General features: G+C 68.8%; 17 protein-coding genes and 1 tRNA gene. 10 read left to right on the forward strand and 8 right to left on the reverse strand.

The annotated features are described in order from the left end of the window. Nucleotides 1-65 precede the first annotated feature (65 nt). From IJ15_RS0100005 to aceE, 5 genes are all read right to left on the reverse strand, one after another. Entirely contained in the window at nt 66-1,313 is a 1,248-nt protein-coding gene (locus IJ15_RS0100005) for a KasA/KasB family beta-ketoacyl-ACP synthase (RefSeq protein WP_031936302.1), read from the reverse strand. A 7-nt stretch (nt 1,314-1,320) separates the two neighbouring features. Next, nucleotides 1,321-1,632 (reverse strand): meromycolate extension acyl carrier protein AcpM, encoded by a 312-nt coding sequence (gene acpM, locus IJ15_RS0100010; protein WP_031936303.1) that lies wholly within the window; start codon nt 1,630-1,632, stop codon nt 1,321-1,323. A gap of 92 nt (nt 1,633-1,724) precedes the next feature. Beyond that, entirely contained in the window at nt 1,725-2,642 is a 918-nt protein-coding gene (locus tag IJ15_RS0100015) for an ACP S-malonyltransferase (RefSeq protein ID WP_031936304.1), read from the reverse strand. A gap of 127 nt (nt 2,643-2,769) precedes the next feature. Then, a complete protein-coding gene (locus tag IJ15_RS0100020; protein WP_031936305.1) occupies nt 2,770-4,131 on the reverse strand; it encodes a PucR family transcriptional regulator in 1,362 nt (453 codons plus the stop codon). A 99-nt stretch (nt 4,132-4,230) separates the two neighbouring features. Further along, the gene (gene aceE, locus IJ15_RS0100025) at nt 4,231-7,089 is read right to left on the reverse strand and encodes a pyruvate dehydrogenase (acetyl-transferring), homodimeric type (RefSeq protein ID WP_031936306.1); all 2,859 of its coding nucleotides are present in this window, start codon (nt 7,087-7,089) and stop codon (nt 4,231-4,233) included. Nucleotides 7,090-7,466: 377 nt separating this feature from the next. Here aceE and IJ15_RS0100030 point away from each other — a divergent pair, with 377 nt between their 5' ends. The 3 genes from IJ15_RS0100030 to IJ15_RS0100040 all read left to right on the forward strand — a co-directional run bounded on the left by IJ15_RS0100030 (nt 7,467) and on the right by IJ15_RS0100040 (nt 8,543). Further along, complete coding sequence (locus IJ15_RS0100030; protein ID WP_031936307.1) at nt 7,467-7,889, forward strand: DUF3052 domain-containing protein; 423 nt, start codon at nt 7,467-7,469, stop codon at nt 7,887-7,889. Between the two features lie 84 nt (nt 7,890-7,973). Further along, nucleotides 7,974-8,438 carry a peroxiredoxin gene (locus tag IJ15_RS0100035; RefSeq protein WP_031936308.1) on the forward strand — a complete coding sequence of 155 codons (465 nt, stop codon included), beginning with the start codon at nt 7,974-7,976 and terminating at the stop codon, nt 8,436-8,438. A gap of 33 nt (nt 8,439-8,471) precedes the next feature. Further along, nucleotides 8,472-8,543, forward strand: a tRNA-Val gene (locus IJ15_RS0100040). 90 nt (nt 8,544-8,633) lie between these two features. Here IJ15_RS0100040 and IJ15_RS0100045 read toward each other — a convergent pair. Then, a complete protein-coding gene (locus IJ15_RS0100045; protein ID WP_156111975.1) occupies nt 8,634-9,068 on the reverse strand; it encodes a hypothetical protein in 435 nt (144 codons plus the stop codon). Between the two features lie 117 nt (nt 9,069-9,185). Next, complete coding sequence (locus tag IJ15_RS25200) at nt 9,186-9,641, reverse strand: hypothetical protein (protein WP_051918411.1); 456 nt, start codon at nt 9,639-9,641, stop codon at nt 9,186-9,188. A 199-nt stretch (nt 9,642-9,840) separates the two neighbouring features. On the opposite strand from IJ15_RS25200, the gene IJ15_RS0100055 reads away from it, so the two are divergent. From IJ15_RS0100055 to IJ15_RS0100085, 7 genes are read left to right on the forward strand one after another with little or no spacing between them, the layout of a single operon-like run. Beyond that, nucleotides 9,841-10,389, forward strand: a complete 549-nt coding sequence (locus IJ15_RS0100055; protein WP_231569370.1) for a protein-tyrosine phosphatase family protein — start codon at nt 9,841-9,843, stop codon at nt 10,387-10,389. A 37-nt stretch (nt 10,390-10,426) separates the two neighbouring features. Next, nucleotides 10,427-11,023, forward strand: a complete 597-nt coding sequence (locus IJ15_RS0100060) for a DUF4178 domain-containing protein (protein ID WP_031936312.1) — start codon at nt 10,427-10,429, stop codon at nt 11,021-11,023. After that, nucleotides 11,020-11,523 (forward strand): DUF2617 family protein, encoded by a 504-nt coding sequence (locus tag IJ15_RS0100065; protein WP_031936313.1) that lies wholly within the window; start codon nt 11,020-11,022, stop codon nt 11,521-11,523. Before IJ15_RS0100060 ends, IJ15_RS0100065 begins: the two co-directional genes overlap by 4 nt. Then, nucleotides 11,511-11,921, forward strand: coding sequence for a DUF4247 domain-containing protein (locus tag IJ15_RS0100070; RefSeq protein ID WP_031936314.1), 411 nt, complete (start codon nt 11,511-11,513; stop codon nt 11,919-11,921). The genes IJ15_RS0100065 and IJ15_RS0100070 overlap by 13 nt, the downstream gene beginning before the upstream one ends. 32 nt (nt 11,922-11,953) lie before the next feature. Next, nucleotides 11,954-12,424, forward strand: coding sequence for a DUF350 domain-containing protein (locus IJ15_RS0100075; RefSeq protein WP_031936315.1), 471 nt, complete (start codon nt 11,954-11,956; stop codon nt 12,422-12,424). After that, entirely contained in the window at nt 12,421-13,992 is a 1,572-nt protein-coding gene (locus IJ15_RS0100080; protein WP_051918412.1) for a polyamine aminopropyltransferase, read from the forward strand. Before IJ15_RS0100075 ends, IJ15_RS0100080 begins: the two co-directional genes overlap by 4 nt. Nucleotides 13,993-14,017: 25 nt before the next feature. After that, nucleotides 14,018-15,013 carry a cobalamin biosynthesis protein gene (locus IJ15_RS0100085; protein WP_031936317.1) on the forward strand — a complete coding sequence of 332 codons (996 nt, stop codon included), beginning with the start codon at nt 14,018-14,020 and terminating at the stop codon, nt 15,011-15,013. A 147-nt stretch (nt 15,014-15,160) separates the two neighbouring features. Here IJ15_RS0100085 and IJ15_RS0100090 read toward each other — a convergent pair whose 3' ends face one another. After that, nucleotides 15,161-15,466 (reverse strand): putative Ig domain-containing protein, encoded by a 306-nt coding sequence (locus IJ15_RS0100090; RefSeq protein ID WP_031936318.1) that lies wholly within the window; start codon nt 15,464-15,466, stop codon nt 15,161-15,163. Between the last annotated feature and the right edge of the window lie 276 nt (nt 15,467-15,742).

A 15,742-nucleotide genomic window follows, 5' to 3' on the forward strand; every position in this document is an offset into this window, starting at 1 on the left:
ACTGCCAGGTGGGGGCCCCGGGGTGCGGGGCCCCCACCTGGCAGTCCAGCGGATTCGGCTGGGGGTCAAGCCCGGCCGAAGGCGAGCGCGACGTTGTGCCCACCGAAACCGAACGAGTTGTTGATTGCGAAATCGATGTCGCCGTAGCGGGGTTCACCCTTGACGACGTCCAGGTCGATCTCGGGATCCTGGTTGTCGAGATTGAGCGTGGGGGGAATGACGCCCTCACGCACACTCAGGACGGTGAGCACTGCCTCGAGGGCGCCGACGGCGCCGATCGAGTGGCCCAGTGCCGACTTGGGCGCGTACACCGCAGGATGCGTGCCGACCGCCGCCTTGATGGCGATGCTCTCGGCGATGTCGCCGATGGGGGTTGCGGTCGCGTGTGCGTTGACGTGCTTGATGTCGGACTTGGCGAGACCAGCGGTCTCGATGGCGCGGGTCATGGCGCGTGCCGCGCCCGTGCCTTCCGGATCGGGCGCCACGATGTGGAAGCCGTCCGAGGTGATGCCGGCACCGAGCAGGCGCGCGTGGATTGTCGCCCCGCGTGCCTTCGCATGTTCCTCCGTCTCGAGGATCATCAAGGCTCCGGCCTCACCGAAGACGAACCCGTCCCGGTCCTTGTCGAAGGGGCGCGAGGCCGCCTTCGGGTCGTCGTTGCGAGTGCTGAGTGCACGCATCATTGCGAAACTCGCGATCGGTACCGAGTCGATGCTGCCCTCGACACCACCCGCGACGACGATGTCCGCGTCTCCCATCGCGATCATGCGGAACGCATGAGCGATGGCTTCCGACCCGGACGAACACGCCGAGACCGGCGTGATGACACCGGCGCGCGCGCCGAGTTCGAGTCCGACGGTGGCCGACGGACCGTTCGGCATCACCATCTGAACCGCGAACGGCGACACCTTGCGGTATCCGCCCTCGCGCAGCTTGTCGACGGCGTCGACGAGAGCTTCGCCGCCGCCGAGTCCGGTGCCGATGACAACCCCGAGTCGATCCTTGTCGACCTCGGGGCTGCCGGCGTTCTGCCAGACCTGTCGACCGAGAACGAGAGCGAGTCGCTCCACGAAGCTCATGCGTCGAATCTCGACCCGGCTCAGCGCGTCGTCGAACGGGACCTTGAGTTGGCCACCGAAACGCACCGGGAGATCGAATTCTTCGACGAACGAGCCGTGGAGAACGTCGATGCCGCTCTCACCGGCCAGCAGGCCCTTCCACGTGCCATCCACATCTCCGGCTACCGACGTCGTAGCCGCAAGGCTGGTGACGACGATGTTCGGTAATCGCCCTCGGGCAGAAGCGGAAGTCACGGTTGGCTCACTCGTCGTCGTTCTTGGCGGCCTCGAGCTTGGCCTTGACGGTCTCGGCGGTGTCGCCACCCTCGGCTTCGAGCTTCTGGATGTACGCGACGATGTCGCCGACGGTGCGCAGGCCCGCGAGGTCCTCGTCCGGAACCTTCACGCCGTACTTGTCCTCGGTCTGCACCGCGATCTCGACCATGGACAGCGAGTCGATGTCGAGATCGTCGACGAAGGACTTCTCGATGGTCACCTCGGACGGCTCGATTCCGGTGACCTCCTCGATGATCTCAGCGAGGCCGGCGATGATTTCTTCCTGGTTGGTGGCCACTGAGTGGCTCCCTTCTTCATTCGATGTGTCGTTTTCGATGGTCCGGGCCGACCGGGGCCGACCCGGTGCGCGCATCGTGAGCGCGCAGCAAGCTAACCGACTTCGGTGAACTCGGTCAGTGCGGACAGATCCCCGGGTTCCTTGAGCGCCGTGTTCGGGGTACCGCGCATTTCGCGCTTGGCGATCCCGATCAGGGTGCCTGCCGGGGGGAGTTCCGCGATCGCCGAGACCTGGGCGGCCCGCAGGCTCGCGGTACACAGGTCCCAGCGCACAGGTCGGGTCACCTGCGCGGCCAGCTTAGTCAGGGCATCGGCGCCGGAGGTCACCGGCGCGCCGTCCGAGTTGGAGAGCAGGGTGCGGGACGGATCGTTGGGTGTGATCCGCGACGCGGCCTCGGCCACGGCGTCCTGAGCGGGCGCCATGAACCGAGTGTGGAACGCACCCGCCACCGGAAGCGCCCGCACGCGGGCCTTCTCCGGCGGGTTCGCGGCGAGCTGCTCGAGGGCATCGAGCCGCCCGGCCGCCACGATCTGGCCCGCCGCGTTGCGGTTGGCCGGTGTGAGATCGAGTTCCTCGAGCCGGGACAGGACGATGTCCTCGTCCCCACCGAGGACCGCGAACATCCCCGTGGGCTCGAGAGCGCAGGCCTTCGCCATCTCGCCGCCACGGATCGCGGCGAGCATCACCGCATCGTCGGAGGAGAGGACGCCGGCGACGGCTGCCGCCGCGAGTTCGCCGACGGAATGACCGGCGGCGACGGTGTCGGCGGGGATCAGGCCGCGACGTTCGAGCTCCTCGTAGGCGAGGAGCGCGGCAGCCACGACCAGAGGCTGTGTCACTGCTGTATCGGTGATCTCGTCGGCCGAGGCGGTGGTGCCGAGGCGTAGGAGATCGAGGCCGGAGGCCTTCGACCACAGGGCAACGCGATCGTGTGCGCCCGGCAGCTGCAGCCAGGGGCTGAGCATGCCGGGGGTCTGAGAGCCCTGACCCGGGGCTAGCAACGAAATCACGCATATAAGGGAACACCGTCGCCCGGTGGCGCGAGATGTTGTCGGGAATGAAACCTGGACACGTGTTTTGTAGGTTTCCTACAAAAATGCACGTCGGGCGCCGCTATCGAAAACGGGCGCCCCCGTGTTACGTCCCGACATTCCTAAATGTGAATTTTGTGACTGATGTGTCGGAAGTCGACGTTTCGTGACGTGTTTGGGCAAGTCGGCCCACCGTGGTTGCGACGCGGAGCACATACGCGTCCCGCGAGTTGGTCGGGTCCCTCCGGGTTACTTCCGCAATTCGCTTCAGCCGATACCGGACAGTATTTGGATGAACAAACAGCTGACGGGCACAAGCCTCTACGGCCCCACCGGAATCCAGGTACACGTCGAGCGTGTCCGACAGCGCGGAGCCGGCGGCCGACAGTGGCTGGATCAAACGTTCGTTCAGAGCGACGACGGCCGCGGTGTCGCCGAGCAGCGCGCGTTCGGGTAGTAGGTCGGCGGCGAACACGGGCCGCGGAGCGCCGCGCCACCCCGCGACGGCCTCCATGCCGGCCAGCGCCTCGGTGGCGCTGAAGTGCGCGGCCCCCAGACTCGGGGCGGTCGGACCGATCACCACCGGGCCGGCGGAGAACGCGGCCATCAGATCGGTCATGAACTCGCGCGCGGCCTTGCTGCCGTGCAGTTCGCCGCTGACGACCAGGACGAGCCGGTCGCCCTGGATCACCGCGAGCGCCCCGCGGTCGTGCCGCTGCGCCGTGCTGTGCACCGTGCCGATCACCGACACGCCCACCTCCGGTGGCGGCGTCCCGACGATGACGGTCGCCGGCGCGGTGGCGTCCCAGTTCAGGGTCGCGGCCCGGGACTGTAGATCCGCGCCGGTGTCGCCGCGCACCACCGCGTCCACGACCAGCGCCTCGAGCCGGGTGTCCCACGCGCCGCGGGACTCGGCGGCGCTGGCGTACACCGAGGCGGCCGCGAAACCGAGTTCCCGCCCGTAGCGCAGGATCGCCTCGGTCAGCGCCACGAGTTGTCGGTCGTTGCGGGCGAGCGCCGGGAGACGCTGCTCGAAGAACTCCATCGCAACCCGCACCATGTCGACCGTCTGCCGCAGTGTCAGTCGGCGGGCGAGGTCCTGCGGAATCACCTGGTAGGCGTCGATGGTGAAGCGGATGTCACTGTCGGAGTCGGTGAGCCACTCGAGGAAATTGACGACCGACCTCTGGACGATCATCTGGACGCTCGCGCGCTGCTCGGCATCGAGGTCGGTGAAGAACGGCAGCTGATCCTGCATCGAGGCGATGGCCTCGGTGGACAGCCGCCCGGAGAACTGCTTGACCCGGCGCAGCAGCGCGTCGGGCAGGGAATCGCGGGTGGGCCGACCTCCCGTCCCGGGGGTCGGGGGTTGATAACGGACACGCCGCGCCGGGGTCGGCGCCGGTGCCTCACGCAGGGCGGGCGGCTCCGCGGAGCCGTTCGACGTCTCGGGCTGATCCTCGGCCATGAAAGGAACTTACGCCCGCCGCTTGCACGGCGTCCTCGGGACACTCGTGCAGGCGGCGGGCGTGGTTCAGTTGCCGATCAGTGGCCTGATCGCGCGGATTCAGGCGACGCCGGGATCCGACGTCTGCTTCGGAGCGGCGAGCACGTCGTCGATCCGGTAGCGGGCCGCCGCCTCGACAGCCCGGGCGCGGTCGATCTCACCGGACTTCGCCAGCGCCGAGAGCACCGCGACGACGATCGACTCGGCGTCGACGTTGAAGAAGCGTCGCGCTGCCGGGCGGGTGTCGGAGAAGCCGAACCCGTCGGTGCCGAGCGTCGTGTACGCGCCGGGCACCCACTGACGGATCTGGTCCGGCACCGCGCGCATCCAGTCGGATGCGGCGACGAACGGGCCCTGCGCCTGCGAGAGCGCCTTCGTGACGTACGCCTCCGGTGCGTCGACGCCCGGATTGCGCAGCGCCTCGCGCTCGCACTCGACGCCGTCGCGGCGCAACTCGCCCCACGAGGTCACCGACCACACGTCCGCGGCGACGCCCCACTCGTCGGCGAGCAGCTTCTGGGCGCGCAGGCCGTCCGTCATCGTGACGCCCGAGACCAGGATCTGGGCCCGCGGCCCGGAAACCTCGGCCGGCTTGAACAAATAGATGCCCTTGAGCAGGCCCTCGACGTCGAGGTTCTCCGGCTCGGCGGGCTGCTGGTACGGCTCGTTGTAGACGGTCAGGTAGTAGAAGATGTTCTCTCCACCGAAGCCGTCCACGCCCGGGGTGCCGCCGTACATGCGGCGCAGACCGTCCTTGACGATGTGCGCGATCTCGTACGAGAACGCCGCATCGTAGGTGACGGCCGCCGGGTTGGTCGACGCCAGCAGCAGCGAGTGGCCGTCCGCGTGCTGCAGGCCCTCACCGGTCAGGGTGGTGCGTCCGGCGGTGGCGCCGAGCACGAAACCGCGGGCCATCTGGTCCGCCGCCGCCCACAGGCCGTCGCCGGTCCGCTGGAAGCCGAACATCGAGTAGAAGATGTACACCGGGATCATCGGCTCGCCGTGGGTGGCGTACGACGTGCCCACCGCGGTGAACGACGACGTCGAACCGGCCTCGTTGATGCCCTCGTGCAGGATCTGGCCGACCGAGCTCTCCTTGTACGCGAGCATCAGTTCGGCGTCGACGGAGGTGTACAGCTGACCGTTGCGGTTGTAGATCTTCAGCGACGGGAACCACGAGTCCATACCGAACGTGCGGGCCTCGTCGGGGATGATCGGCACGATCCGCTTGCCGATCTCCTTGTCCCGCAACAGTTCCTTGAGGATGCGCACGACGGCCATCGTCGTCGCCACCTCCTGCTTGCCCGAACCCTTGCGGACGACGTCGTACGTCTTGTCCGCGGGCTGCGGGAGCGGCGCGGCATCGTTGCGGCGCGACGGCAGGAACCCGCCGAGTGCCTTGCGGCGCTGCAGCATGTACTGGATCTCCGGTGAGTCCGGCCCCGGGTGGTAGTACGGGGGCAGGTACGGATCCTTCTCGAGCTCGGCGTCGGAGATCGGGATGCGCTGGATGTCGCGGAACCGCTTGAGATCGTCGAGCGTCAGCTTCTTCATCTGGTGCGTGGCATTGCGGCCCTCGAAGTGCTTGCCGAGGGTGTAGCCCTTGATGGTGTGCGCCAGGATCACCGTCGGCTGGCCCTTGTGCGCCATCGCCGCCGCGTACGCCGCGTGGATCTTGCGGTAGTCGTGCCCGCCGCGCTTGAGGTTCCAGATCTCCTGATCGGAGAGGTCCGCGACCAGAGCCTTGGTCCGCGGATCGCGGCCGAAGAAGTGCTCGCGGACGAACGCGCCGTCGTTGGCCTTGTACGTCTGGAAGTCGCCGTCGGGCGTCTCGTTCATCAGGTTGACGAGCGCGCCGTCCTTGTCGGCGTGCAGCAGCGAGTCCCACTCACGGCCCCACACGACCTTGATGACGTTCCAGCCGGCGCCGCGGAAGAACGACTCCAGCTCCTGGATGATCTTGCCGTTGCCGCGGACCGGGCCGTCGAGGCGCTGCAGGTTGCAGTTGATGACGAAGGTCAGGTTGTCGAGGCCCTCGGTGGCCGCGACGTGCGCGAGGCCGCGCGACTCCGGCTCGTCCATCTCGCCGTCGCCGAGGAACGCCCACACGTGCTGATCGGCGGTGTCCTTGATGCCGCGGTCGTCCAGGTAGTGGTTGAACCTCGCCTGGTAGATGGCGTTCATCGGGCCGAGGCCCATCGACACCGTCGGGAACTCCCAGAAGTCGGGCAGCAGACGGGGATGCGGGTACGACGGCAGGCCGCCGCCGGACTGCGCGTGGCTGGCCTCCTGACGGAAGCCGTCCATCTGCTCGGCCGGGATGCGGCCCTCGAGGAAGGCGCGGGCGTAGATGCCCGGCGAGGCGTGGCCCTGCACGAAGATGTGGTCGCCGCCGCCCGGGTGGTCCTTACCGCGGAAGAAGTGGTTGAAACCGACCTCGTACAGCGCCGCGGACGATGCGTACGTCGAGATGTGGCCGCCGACGCCGACGCCGGGCCGCTGCGCGCGATGCACCATGATCGCGGCGTTCCAGCGGATCCACGCGCGGTAGCGGCGCTCGACCTCTTCGTCGCCGGGGAACCACGGCTCGTTCTCGGTCGGGATCGTGTTGACGTAGTCCGTCGACGTGAGGGCGGGGATCGCCACGTGCTTCTCGCCGGCGCGCTCGAGCATGCGCAGCATCAGGTAGCGGGCGCGGGCGGAACCCGATCGGTCGAGCAGGCCGTCGAACGATTCGAGCCATTCGGTGGTCTCGTCCGGATCGATGTCCGGCAGGTAGGAAGCCACGCCTTCGCGGATGACGCGGACCCGGCCGTCTGTACCGGGTTGCGCGTTCGCGGCGGGTGACGAGGCCGCTCCGGAAACGCCTGGTGTGTCGGCGTTCGGTTGAGACGCGGGCCCCTGGATCAGGTCTGACAAGGTGTGCTCCTCATTGTGGTGGGACGCGCGGTATCGCGTCCGCTCCATCCGGACGGTCCTTGTTAGGAACGTCCGAGTTTCCATATGAATATGGCGCAGCCCTCATCTTTCACCATCGGGCATACGAAGGCACCCCCCGCTCCTGCTGTTCGGTCCCCGGCGCGTCGCGGGATACGGTGGGGGCAGGATTTCGTCCCTACAGCCGTCGCCGAGGCGACGCCGATCACATTTTCTCGAGGTTTTCGGGGACGTCGGCTTGCGCGAACGGCTTCGACCATGTTCGCTTTCACCTATTGATCGACAGACGCTCGATCGTCACTGGAGTCGGTCGGGCCCGTTCGGGCCCTGCCACTCACCGAACAGAGGAGGACACCACCGTGGTCGCCGCGGCGGACGCTCAGAACTACGCTCAGAAGCTTGGCATTACCCACGACATGGTGGTTCAGGAACTGGGCTGGGACGAGGACACCGACGACGACATTCGTTCGGCGGTGGAAGAGGCCATCGGTGGGGAGATGGTCGACGAGGACTCCGACGAGGTCATGGACGTCGTGCTGCTGTGGTGGCGCGACGGCGACGGTGACCTGGTCGACGCCCTGATGGACGCGATCGGACCGCTGTCCGACGACGGGTTCGTGTGGGTGCTCACCCCCAAGACCGGCCAGTCCGGGCATGTCGAACCCAGCGAGATCGCCGAATCCGCACCCACCGCCGGCCTGACTCAGACGTCGGCCGCGAACCTCGGGATGTGGAGCGGCAGCCGCCTGGTGCAGCCGAAGGCTCGCGCCCCCAAGCGCTGATCTCGTCGAGACCACATTCGGTTCATCCGTGCGGCGTACGTTTGTCGTGACGGATGCGTCGACGTACCCGAGTTAGGACCAGGTATGCCACTCGAAGTGGGTGCCACTGCGCCCGATTTCACCCTCAAGGACCAGAACAACCAGGAAGTCACGCTCTCCGACTTCCGTGGCAAGAAGAACGTTCTGCTCGTCTTCTACCCACTCGCCTTCACGGGGGTGTGCCAGGGCGAACTGTGCCGTGTGCGGGACGAGCTACCGAAGTTCCAGAACGACGACGCCGAGATCCTCGCGATCTCGGTGGGCCCGTCGCCGACCCACAAGATCTGGGCCGCCGAACAGGGCTACACCTTCCCGCTGCTGTCGGATTTCTGGCCGCACGGCGCCATCGCCGAGGCGTACGGGGTGTTCAACGACAAACTCGGATTCGCCAACCGCGGCACCTTCGCGATCGACAAGGACGGCATCATCCGCTTCGCGGAGATGAACGGCCCCGGCGAGCCCCGTGACCAGGCAGCTTGGGAGAACGCGCTCACCGCGCTAAAGTCCTGAAGCGATTCCGGCGGAACTTCTCCGCCGGAATTCGGGCGTGTAGCTCAGTGGTAGAGCTCTGGTTTTACACACCAGCGGTCGGGGGTTCGAAACCCTCCGCGCCCACCGCATCCCCTGAACGGGAAATCACGGCACACTTTCGCGCTGATTGCGTGCCGTGAGTTCCCGTTCGGGCGTGGTTTTCGAGCAGTGCCTCTAGCATTCACCCTTCGCGGCCGCGTAGATGGCCTTGCGGATCTGCTCCTGATCCGACTTGCTCAGTTGATCCCATTCCTCGTTGTCCACGGGACTGCCAGATTCTGCGGCCATCGCCTGGAGATCCGGGTAGTTCTCGGGATGCTCGATCAGATCCATGAACTCATCGGCTGCCTTGTCCCGATCCCACGGTTCGCCCATCATCTCGGAGAGTTCCTCGGCGCCCTGGAAGAACTCCTTCGAACCTGCGCAGACTTCAGCGAAGAGAGCCTTCCCGGTGGGCATGTCCGCTGTGGCTGACGCATCCACCTGTTCGGAGGTCGACGGGGCAGTGGTCGAGGACGTGGCCGACGCGGTGGTCTCGGGCCCGTCGGAGGAGCATCCGGCTACGACGAGTGCAAGTGCTGCGATGCCGGTCAGAAGAGTTCTACGCATGGCACATGAATAGCAGACGAAGCGGACACGTCAGCCGGATGCGCCCCGCGGCCGGCAGGCCTGCGGGGGTGAAACGCGGAACGCCCCGCGCAGGGCGGGGCGTTCCGGGGAGCTCGATCAGGAGCCGAGCGAACCCGTACTCAGTGACCCGAAGTCGAGTGAACCACCCGACGTTCCGCCGTCGGCGCCCGGCTCGACGACGGGATTCCACCCGCGGCAGCCGGCCGTCTCGAAGCCGTCGTCGTCCGGCCCGATCGTGACGGTGACCGGCCCGTAGGAAACCCCGCGTTCGATCGCGTTGATTCCGCCGAGGGGCAGTGTCTCGATGCGGGTCCACGAGCAGGGCAGCAGGCTGCCGGGCCAGGCGCCGGCCGTCCTGTACGTGCCCGGCTGAACGTCGAAGCCGACCTTGTAGACGCTGTCCGCCAGGATCCGCGACGGGGATACGTCGAGCGATCCGGACGAGCCGGCCTCGGCGGCGGACGCCACCCCGGCCCCGCCCGCGGCGATCGCGACAGCGGCCGCAGCGGCGACCGCTCCCGCAACCCAATTCGTCGGCTTCCGCGCGGGCATGACTGATCGATCGGGCATTTCGGACCCCCAGGTTGTTTCTCGCGCTCAGGCTGCGCGTCGGGGGGAGCCTAGCCCGAACCCGACCGCGGGATCGCCGAAACGGCCGGGGAAATCTCCGGGCACCCGACGATCGGGAACCGGGCGATACTGGAATCTCTGGCTGCGAACCCCTGCCTGCGATAGTGAACGGACACCGAGCGTGAACGACGACTCCGTCGATCCCACTGCGATCGACATAAGCCTCGACCCGATGCGGCAGCATCTCGTCGGGATCACCGCGCACGGACACCTGCCCTTCGATGTTCCGGTGATCAGCGAGATCGCCCCGAACCTGTGGCAGGGCGGGTGCCGCGACGGTCTGCTGCTGCCCACGTTCGTCACCCACCTGGTGTCGCTGTACCCGTGGGAGCAGTACGAGATCGCGCACAGCGTCGACTCGGAGGCCTACGTGCGGATGTACGACAGCGCCGATCAGGGTTTCGAGCAGGTCGACGCCCTCGCGGCGTGGGTGAACGCGTGCCGCAAGACCGGCCCGGTCCTCGTCCACTGCCAGGTGGGGCTCAACCGGTCGAGTCTGATCGCCGCCCGGGCCATGGTGCTGTCGGGGGAGGCGGACCCGGCCGGTGCGGTGGCGTTGCTCCGACTGCGACGCTCGCCGGCGTGCCTGTGCAACCCGTCGTTCGAGGAATGGTTGCTGGGAGGCGAATCCGGTGACGGTGGGGACGGGCCGGCCGGTACCGCTCGGTAATCTTGCGGGCACATCGCATCCAACTGTGGGGAGACCCGTGCTGACGCTTGTCCTGATTGTCTTGGTAGTCCTGGTTATCGTCGCGGGGATCGCGGTGTTCGTCTTCCGGACCCGCACGCCGTCGGGACCTGCGCGACGAGTCGACCCGCTCGCCGACTACCCGGAGGTCTACGACCCGCACAAGATCGGCGTCGGCGACATCGTCACGTACGCGGGCATCGACCACGTCGTGCGCGGCACCATCGTCCTCGACGAGGAGGGCTACCAGTGGCGCGAGCACCTGCTCGACGGCTCCACCGGTCGCCGCTGGCTCACCGTCGAGGACGACGAGGGCGACCTCGAGCTGACACTGTGGATGAGGCGTGAGGGCACGGGCCTCGAACCCGGTGGCGACGTGATCCTCGACGACCGGGTGTACCGGAAGATCGAGTCGGGCACCGCGCGGTTCACCGCCGAGGGCACCACCGGGACGGCGTCGTCCGGGTCGATGGACTACGCCGACTACGAGACCGCCGACAAGACGGGTCTGCTCGGGTTCGAGCGCTGGGCCAGGACCGCGTCGTGGGAGGTGTCGACCGGCCGGGCCGTCACCCGCGGGGAACTCACCGTCATCCACTCCGGTCCCGCGCAGTGAGCGTCCACTTACTCGACGTGCTTCCCACCGACGTCTCCGCAGATGCCCTGGGTCTGGTGCTCGACGCACCCGTACCGGAGACGCTCGTCGAACTGCGACTGCACGACGCGGACGCGGGGGAGCTGACCCTCGGAATCATCGGCGCGTCCCACGTGGTCACCGCAGCGGCCGCCGACGGCACTCTGACCGAACAGGTCTCGTGCGACGCGGTCCGGTCCGGCGGCCGTCGTCTGCCCGCCCTCGAGGAACGACGCGGCTATCGGTTCACCTCCCGCACCGAGCGGGTCGGCGCCGACGAACTCCGGCATCGCGCGCAGCAGCTACGGGAACAGTCGGCACTCGGCAACTGGCTGTGCGCGGCGTTTCCCGGCGACGGGGACGCCCTCACCGTGCTGACCGGGCTGGCCGACGCCGGCGAGTGGCGTTGGCGCACGTGGCATCTGTACCCGGGCGCCGCCGATGGTGTGATCGTCGAGACCGAGAGCCGGTGGCGGCCGTGAGGCGCGGCGCGGCCGTGGCGGTCCTGGTGGCCGCGGCACTGCTCACCGCGGGATGCGGTGGCAGCGTCCGCGATCATCTCGCCGACAAGTTCGAGAGCCGGGGCACGCAGGGCGATGTCACCACCTATTACTCGCCGGACCCGGTCGGCACCACCGTGAACCGCATCATCGAAGACGACGAGCCGGCTGCGCGGAAGGCGGACGGCAACAACGAGTACCTGCGCTACAACGACGACATCGTCACCGTCGGCCCGGCCGCCGAAGGCGGCAGCACCGTCGCGGTCGAGGACCTCGACGGACGCTACCGCGGCGGGCACTTCGTCTACCTCGGTCCCGGGTTCACGCCCGGATCGCCGGCAGCGGGCAACACCTCCGGCGGTTCCGGAGGCGCGAAATGACATCCACCACATACCTATCGGGGAGCGCGAACATGACCGTCACGAACCTGGCCGCCGCCACCGAGGTCGGCACCGTCGATGTAGGCCTGCTCTTCGGCGGGGTGCTCGCCACCCTGGCGTACTTCGCGGTGGGAGTTGCGGTCCTCGCCACCGGCTTCGCGATGCTCGACGCGCTCACGCCGGGGAACCTGCGTCACCAGGTGTACGTCGAGAAGAACCCCAACGCGGCGCTGCTGCTCGGCGCCAACCATCTGGCGCTGGCGGTCATCGTCGTCACCGCGATCCTCACCAGCTCCGACGGATTCGCGCAGGGACTGGTCGACTCGCTGGTGTACGGCGTCGTCGGTGTGGTGTTGCAGGCGGCCGCGCTGGCGATCATGAACGTGCTGCTGCCTGGGCGCCTCGTCGCCCTGGTGGCCGAGCCGCGCATGTGCGGTGCGGCGTGGGCGGTCGCGGTGACCCTGTTCTCGGTGGGCCTGGTCAACGCCGCAGCCCTGTCGTGACCGCGGCGGCACACCCGGATCCGGTGCCGGTGGAGTCCGCGCCCGTGCTGGGCCGGCGCTCCCGGGTGCTGCTGTTGGCGGCCGTCGCCGCCTGCGCGGCGTGTGGGCTGGTGTACGAACTCGCGCTGCTGACGTTGTCGGCGAGCCTCACCGGCGGCGGCATCACCGAAACCTCGCTGATCGTGGCGGGTTTCGTGGCGGCGCTCGGACTCGGTGCGTTGGCCGCCAAGCCGCTGCTGGATCGGCCCGCGCCCGCCTTCGTGGCGGTCGAGGTGGTGCTCGGGCTGGTCGGCGGTGTCAGTGCCGCCGCGCTGTACGTGGCGTTCACGTTCCTCGGTTCGTCGACCTGGGTGCTGGTGCTCGCCACCGCGGCGATCGGCATGCTCGTCGGCGCCGAGGTCCCACTGCTGATGACGCTGCTGCAGACCGGTCGCCGCGGCGATGCCGCCGACACCGGCAAGGTGCTGGCCAACCTCAACGCGGCCGACTACGCGGGCGCACTGGTCGGCGGTCTGGCCTGGCCGTTCCTGCTGCTGCCGGCGGCCGGGCTGATCCGCGGCACCGCGCTCACCGGCATGGTGAACCTGGTCGCCGCCGCGGTCGCGGCCCTGTTCCTGCTGCGCGGGCACCTGCGGCCGATGGCGCGGGCGGTGTCGATGGTGGCTCTGCTGCTCGCTTCGGCGCTGCTCGCGACGCTGCTGGTGCGCGCGTCGGACATCGAGACCACGTCCCGGCAACGGCTCTATCCCGACCCGGTGGTGCACGCACAGCGGTCGCAGTACCAGGAGATCGTCGTCACCGAACGGTCCGGCGACGTCCGGCTGTACCTCGACGGCGACTTGCAGTTCTCGAGTCGCGACGAGCACCGCTACACCGAGGCGCTCGTGTACCCGGTCCTCGCCCGGAACCCGGAGCGGGTCCTGATCCTCGGCGGCGGAGACGGCCTCGCCGCGCGGGAGGTACTGCGGCAGGACGGAATCCGCGAGGTCGTCCAGGTCGAGCTGGATCCGGCCGTCATCGACCTCGCGAACAGCCGACTGCGGAACCTCAACGCCGGCGCGCTCGACGACGAGCGGGTGACGGTCGTGGTCGCGGACGCGTTCCGGTGGCTGCGCGACCAGCCGGGCGGCGGATTCGACGCGGTGATCGTCGACCTGCCCGACCCGGACACCCCGACGCTGGGGCGGCTGTACTCGACGGAGTTCTACGGGCTCGTGTCGACCGTGCTCGCTCCCGACGGACTCGTCGTCGTGCAGTCCGGCAGCCCGTACTCCACCCCGGACGCGTACTGGCGCACGGTGTCCACCGTCGAATCGGTCGGTCTGGGCGTGACCCCGTACCACGTCCTGGTGCCGAGCTTCGGTGACTGGGGATACGTACTCGCGCAGGCGGGCCCGGCTCCGGGACTGGAACTGTCGCCGACGGCCGCGCCGCGGCAATTCCTCGACGAGGCGACCCTCGCGGCCGCATCGGTGTTTTCCCTCGACCGCCAACGCCGTGACCTCGAGCCCTCGACCCTGGACCGGCCGCGGATCGTCGACGACATGCGTCGCGGGTTCGAACGCTGATCTGTGCGGTGATAGAACTACCGTCGTGCTTCGCAACTCCCGTCAGGACCCCGCCGTTCGCCGTTCGAGCTCCACCGCGAGGGCTGCCGGCCTGATCCTGGGTTACGCCGCGGACCGGGTGTTCGCGGACCCGCGCCGGTGGCATCCGGTCGCCGGATTCGGCCTGGTCGCAATGGAACTGGAGAAGCGGACGTACGCCGACAGTCGGCTGTCCGGTGCCGCGCACACCGCGATCCTGGTGGGCGCGACCGCCGCCGTCGGAGTCGTCGCCGACCGCCTCGGAAGACGCGCCGGGTGGGTGGGGGAGGCCGCGGTGACCGCCGCGGCGACGTGGACCGTCCTCGGCGGCACCTCGCTCGCCGGCACCGGGCGCACCATGGCCCGACACCTCGAATCCGGTGACCTGCACTCGGCGCGCGCGCTGCTGCCGTCGCTGTGCGGACGCGATCCCAGCGTGCTCGACGCCGACGGCCTGGCCCGCGCCAGCCTGGAATCGGTGGCGGAGAACACCTCGGACGCGACCGTCGGCGCCCTCTTCTGGGGTGCGGTGGCCGGAGTGCCCGGGCTGCTGGCGTACCGCGCATCGAACACCCTCGACGCGATGATCGGCTACCGCAACGACAGGTACGGGCGGTTCGGCTGGGCCGCGGCGCGCTGGGACGACGTCGTGAACCTGGCGCCCGCCCGTCTCACCGGCGCGGTCACCGTGGCGGTGGCGCCGCTCGTCGGCGGCTCGGCCCGCGGAGCCCTGGACGCGTGGCGGAGCGACGCGTCCAATCATCCGAGCCCCAACGCCGGCGTCGCCGAGGCATCCACGGCGGGCGCGCTCGGAATCCAACTGGGCGGACGCACCGAATACGCGCACGGCGTGGAGATGCGGCCCACCCTCGGCTCGGGTCGGCCGCCGGTCGTCGCCGACCTCGAACGAGCCGCGCGGCTGTCGTCGATCGTCCAGACCGGTGCGGCCGTCACCTCCGCGGCCTTGGCCCTCGTGTCCGGTGGGCGTCGCGGTCAGCGCTGAACACCGGGTGGCTCCGAGAGGCAGTGAGGATCAGCAGGACATCTCCGTCCTTGTCCTGCTGCGCTGTCGGCACGAAAGGCCGGTGGCGGGCCCACCTCGGTGAGGGGTGGGCGGCCACTGTATTCGTGCGGCGGTACCGGCTGCGGGTCAGGAGGTCCAGGTCACCGAGCCGAAACTCCCGATCGACCCGGCCGGGTCCGGGGTGGTGTCGGTGATGTCGAGGACCACCGGCAGCACGGCGTCGTCACCGATGCCGTTGGAGGCGGTGACGGTGAACTCGAAGCGGCCGGCGGTGGTGGGGGTGCCGGACAGCACGCCGCCGTCGGTGAGGGTGAGGCCGTCGGGCAGGGCGCCGGCGGTGACGGTCACGGTCGGGGTGGGCCGGCCGGTGACCCTTCCGCGTGCGGTCCGCACCCCCGGGGCGCGCAGCAGCCACAGGGGCGCGGCCAGCAACGGAACCTAACGAACATTCGTTCAAACCTTGGACTTGCAGCGAAAACCCGGCGCCGACAGCTCCGCCATTCGGTGACCAGCCGAACCGGCGGCACGATTCGCCGACCTGCGCCGCAAAATGGCATCGTCTTCAGTAGGCGGCGCGAAGCTGTCCTCGGTGCTGGGGCCGGGGATGCCGGGGTGGTGCCGGACATCGATGTGGAGCCATATCTCGAATCCGTCGTGGAGGCTGCCCGGGAGGTGCTCGACGACAGCGAGGATCCGTTCGCGGCCCGG

Origin of the sequence: Prescottella defluvii (genome assembly GCF_000738775.1) — a bacterium.
In the GTDB taxonomy this organism is placed as follows: Bacteria; Actinomycetota; Actinomycetes; order Mycobacteriales; family Mycobacteriaceae; genus Prescottella; species Prescottella defluvii.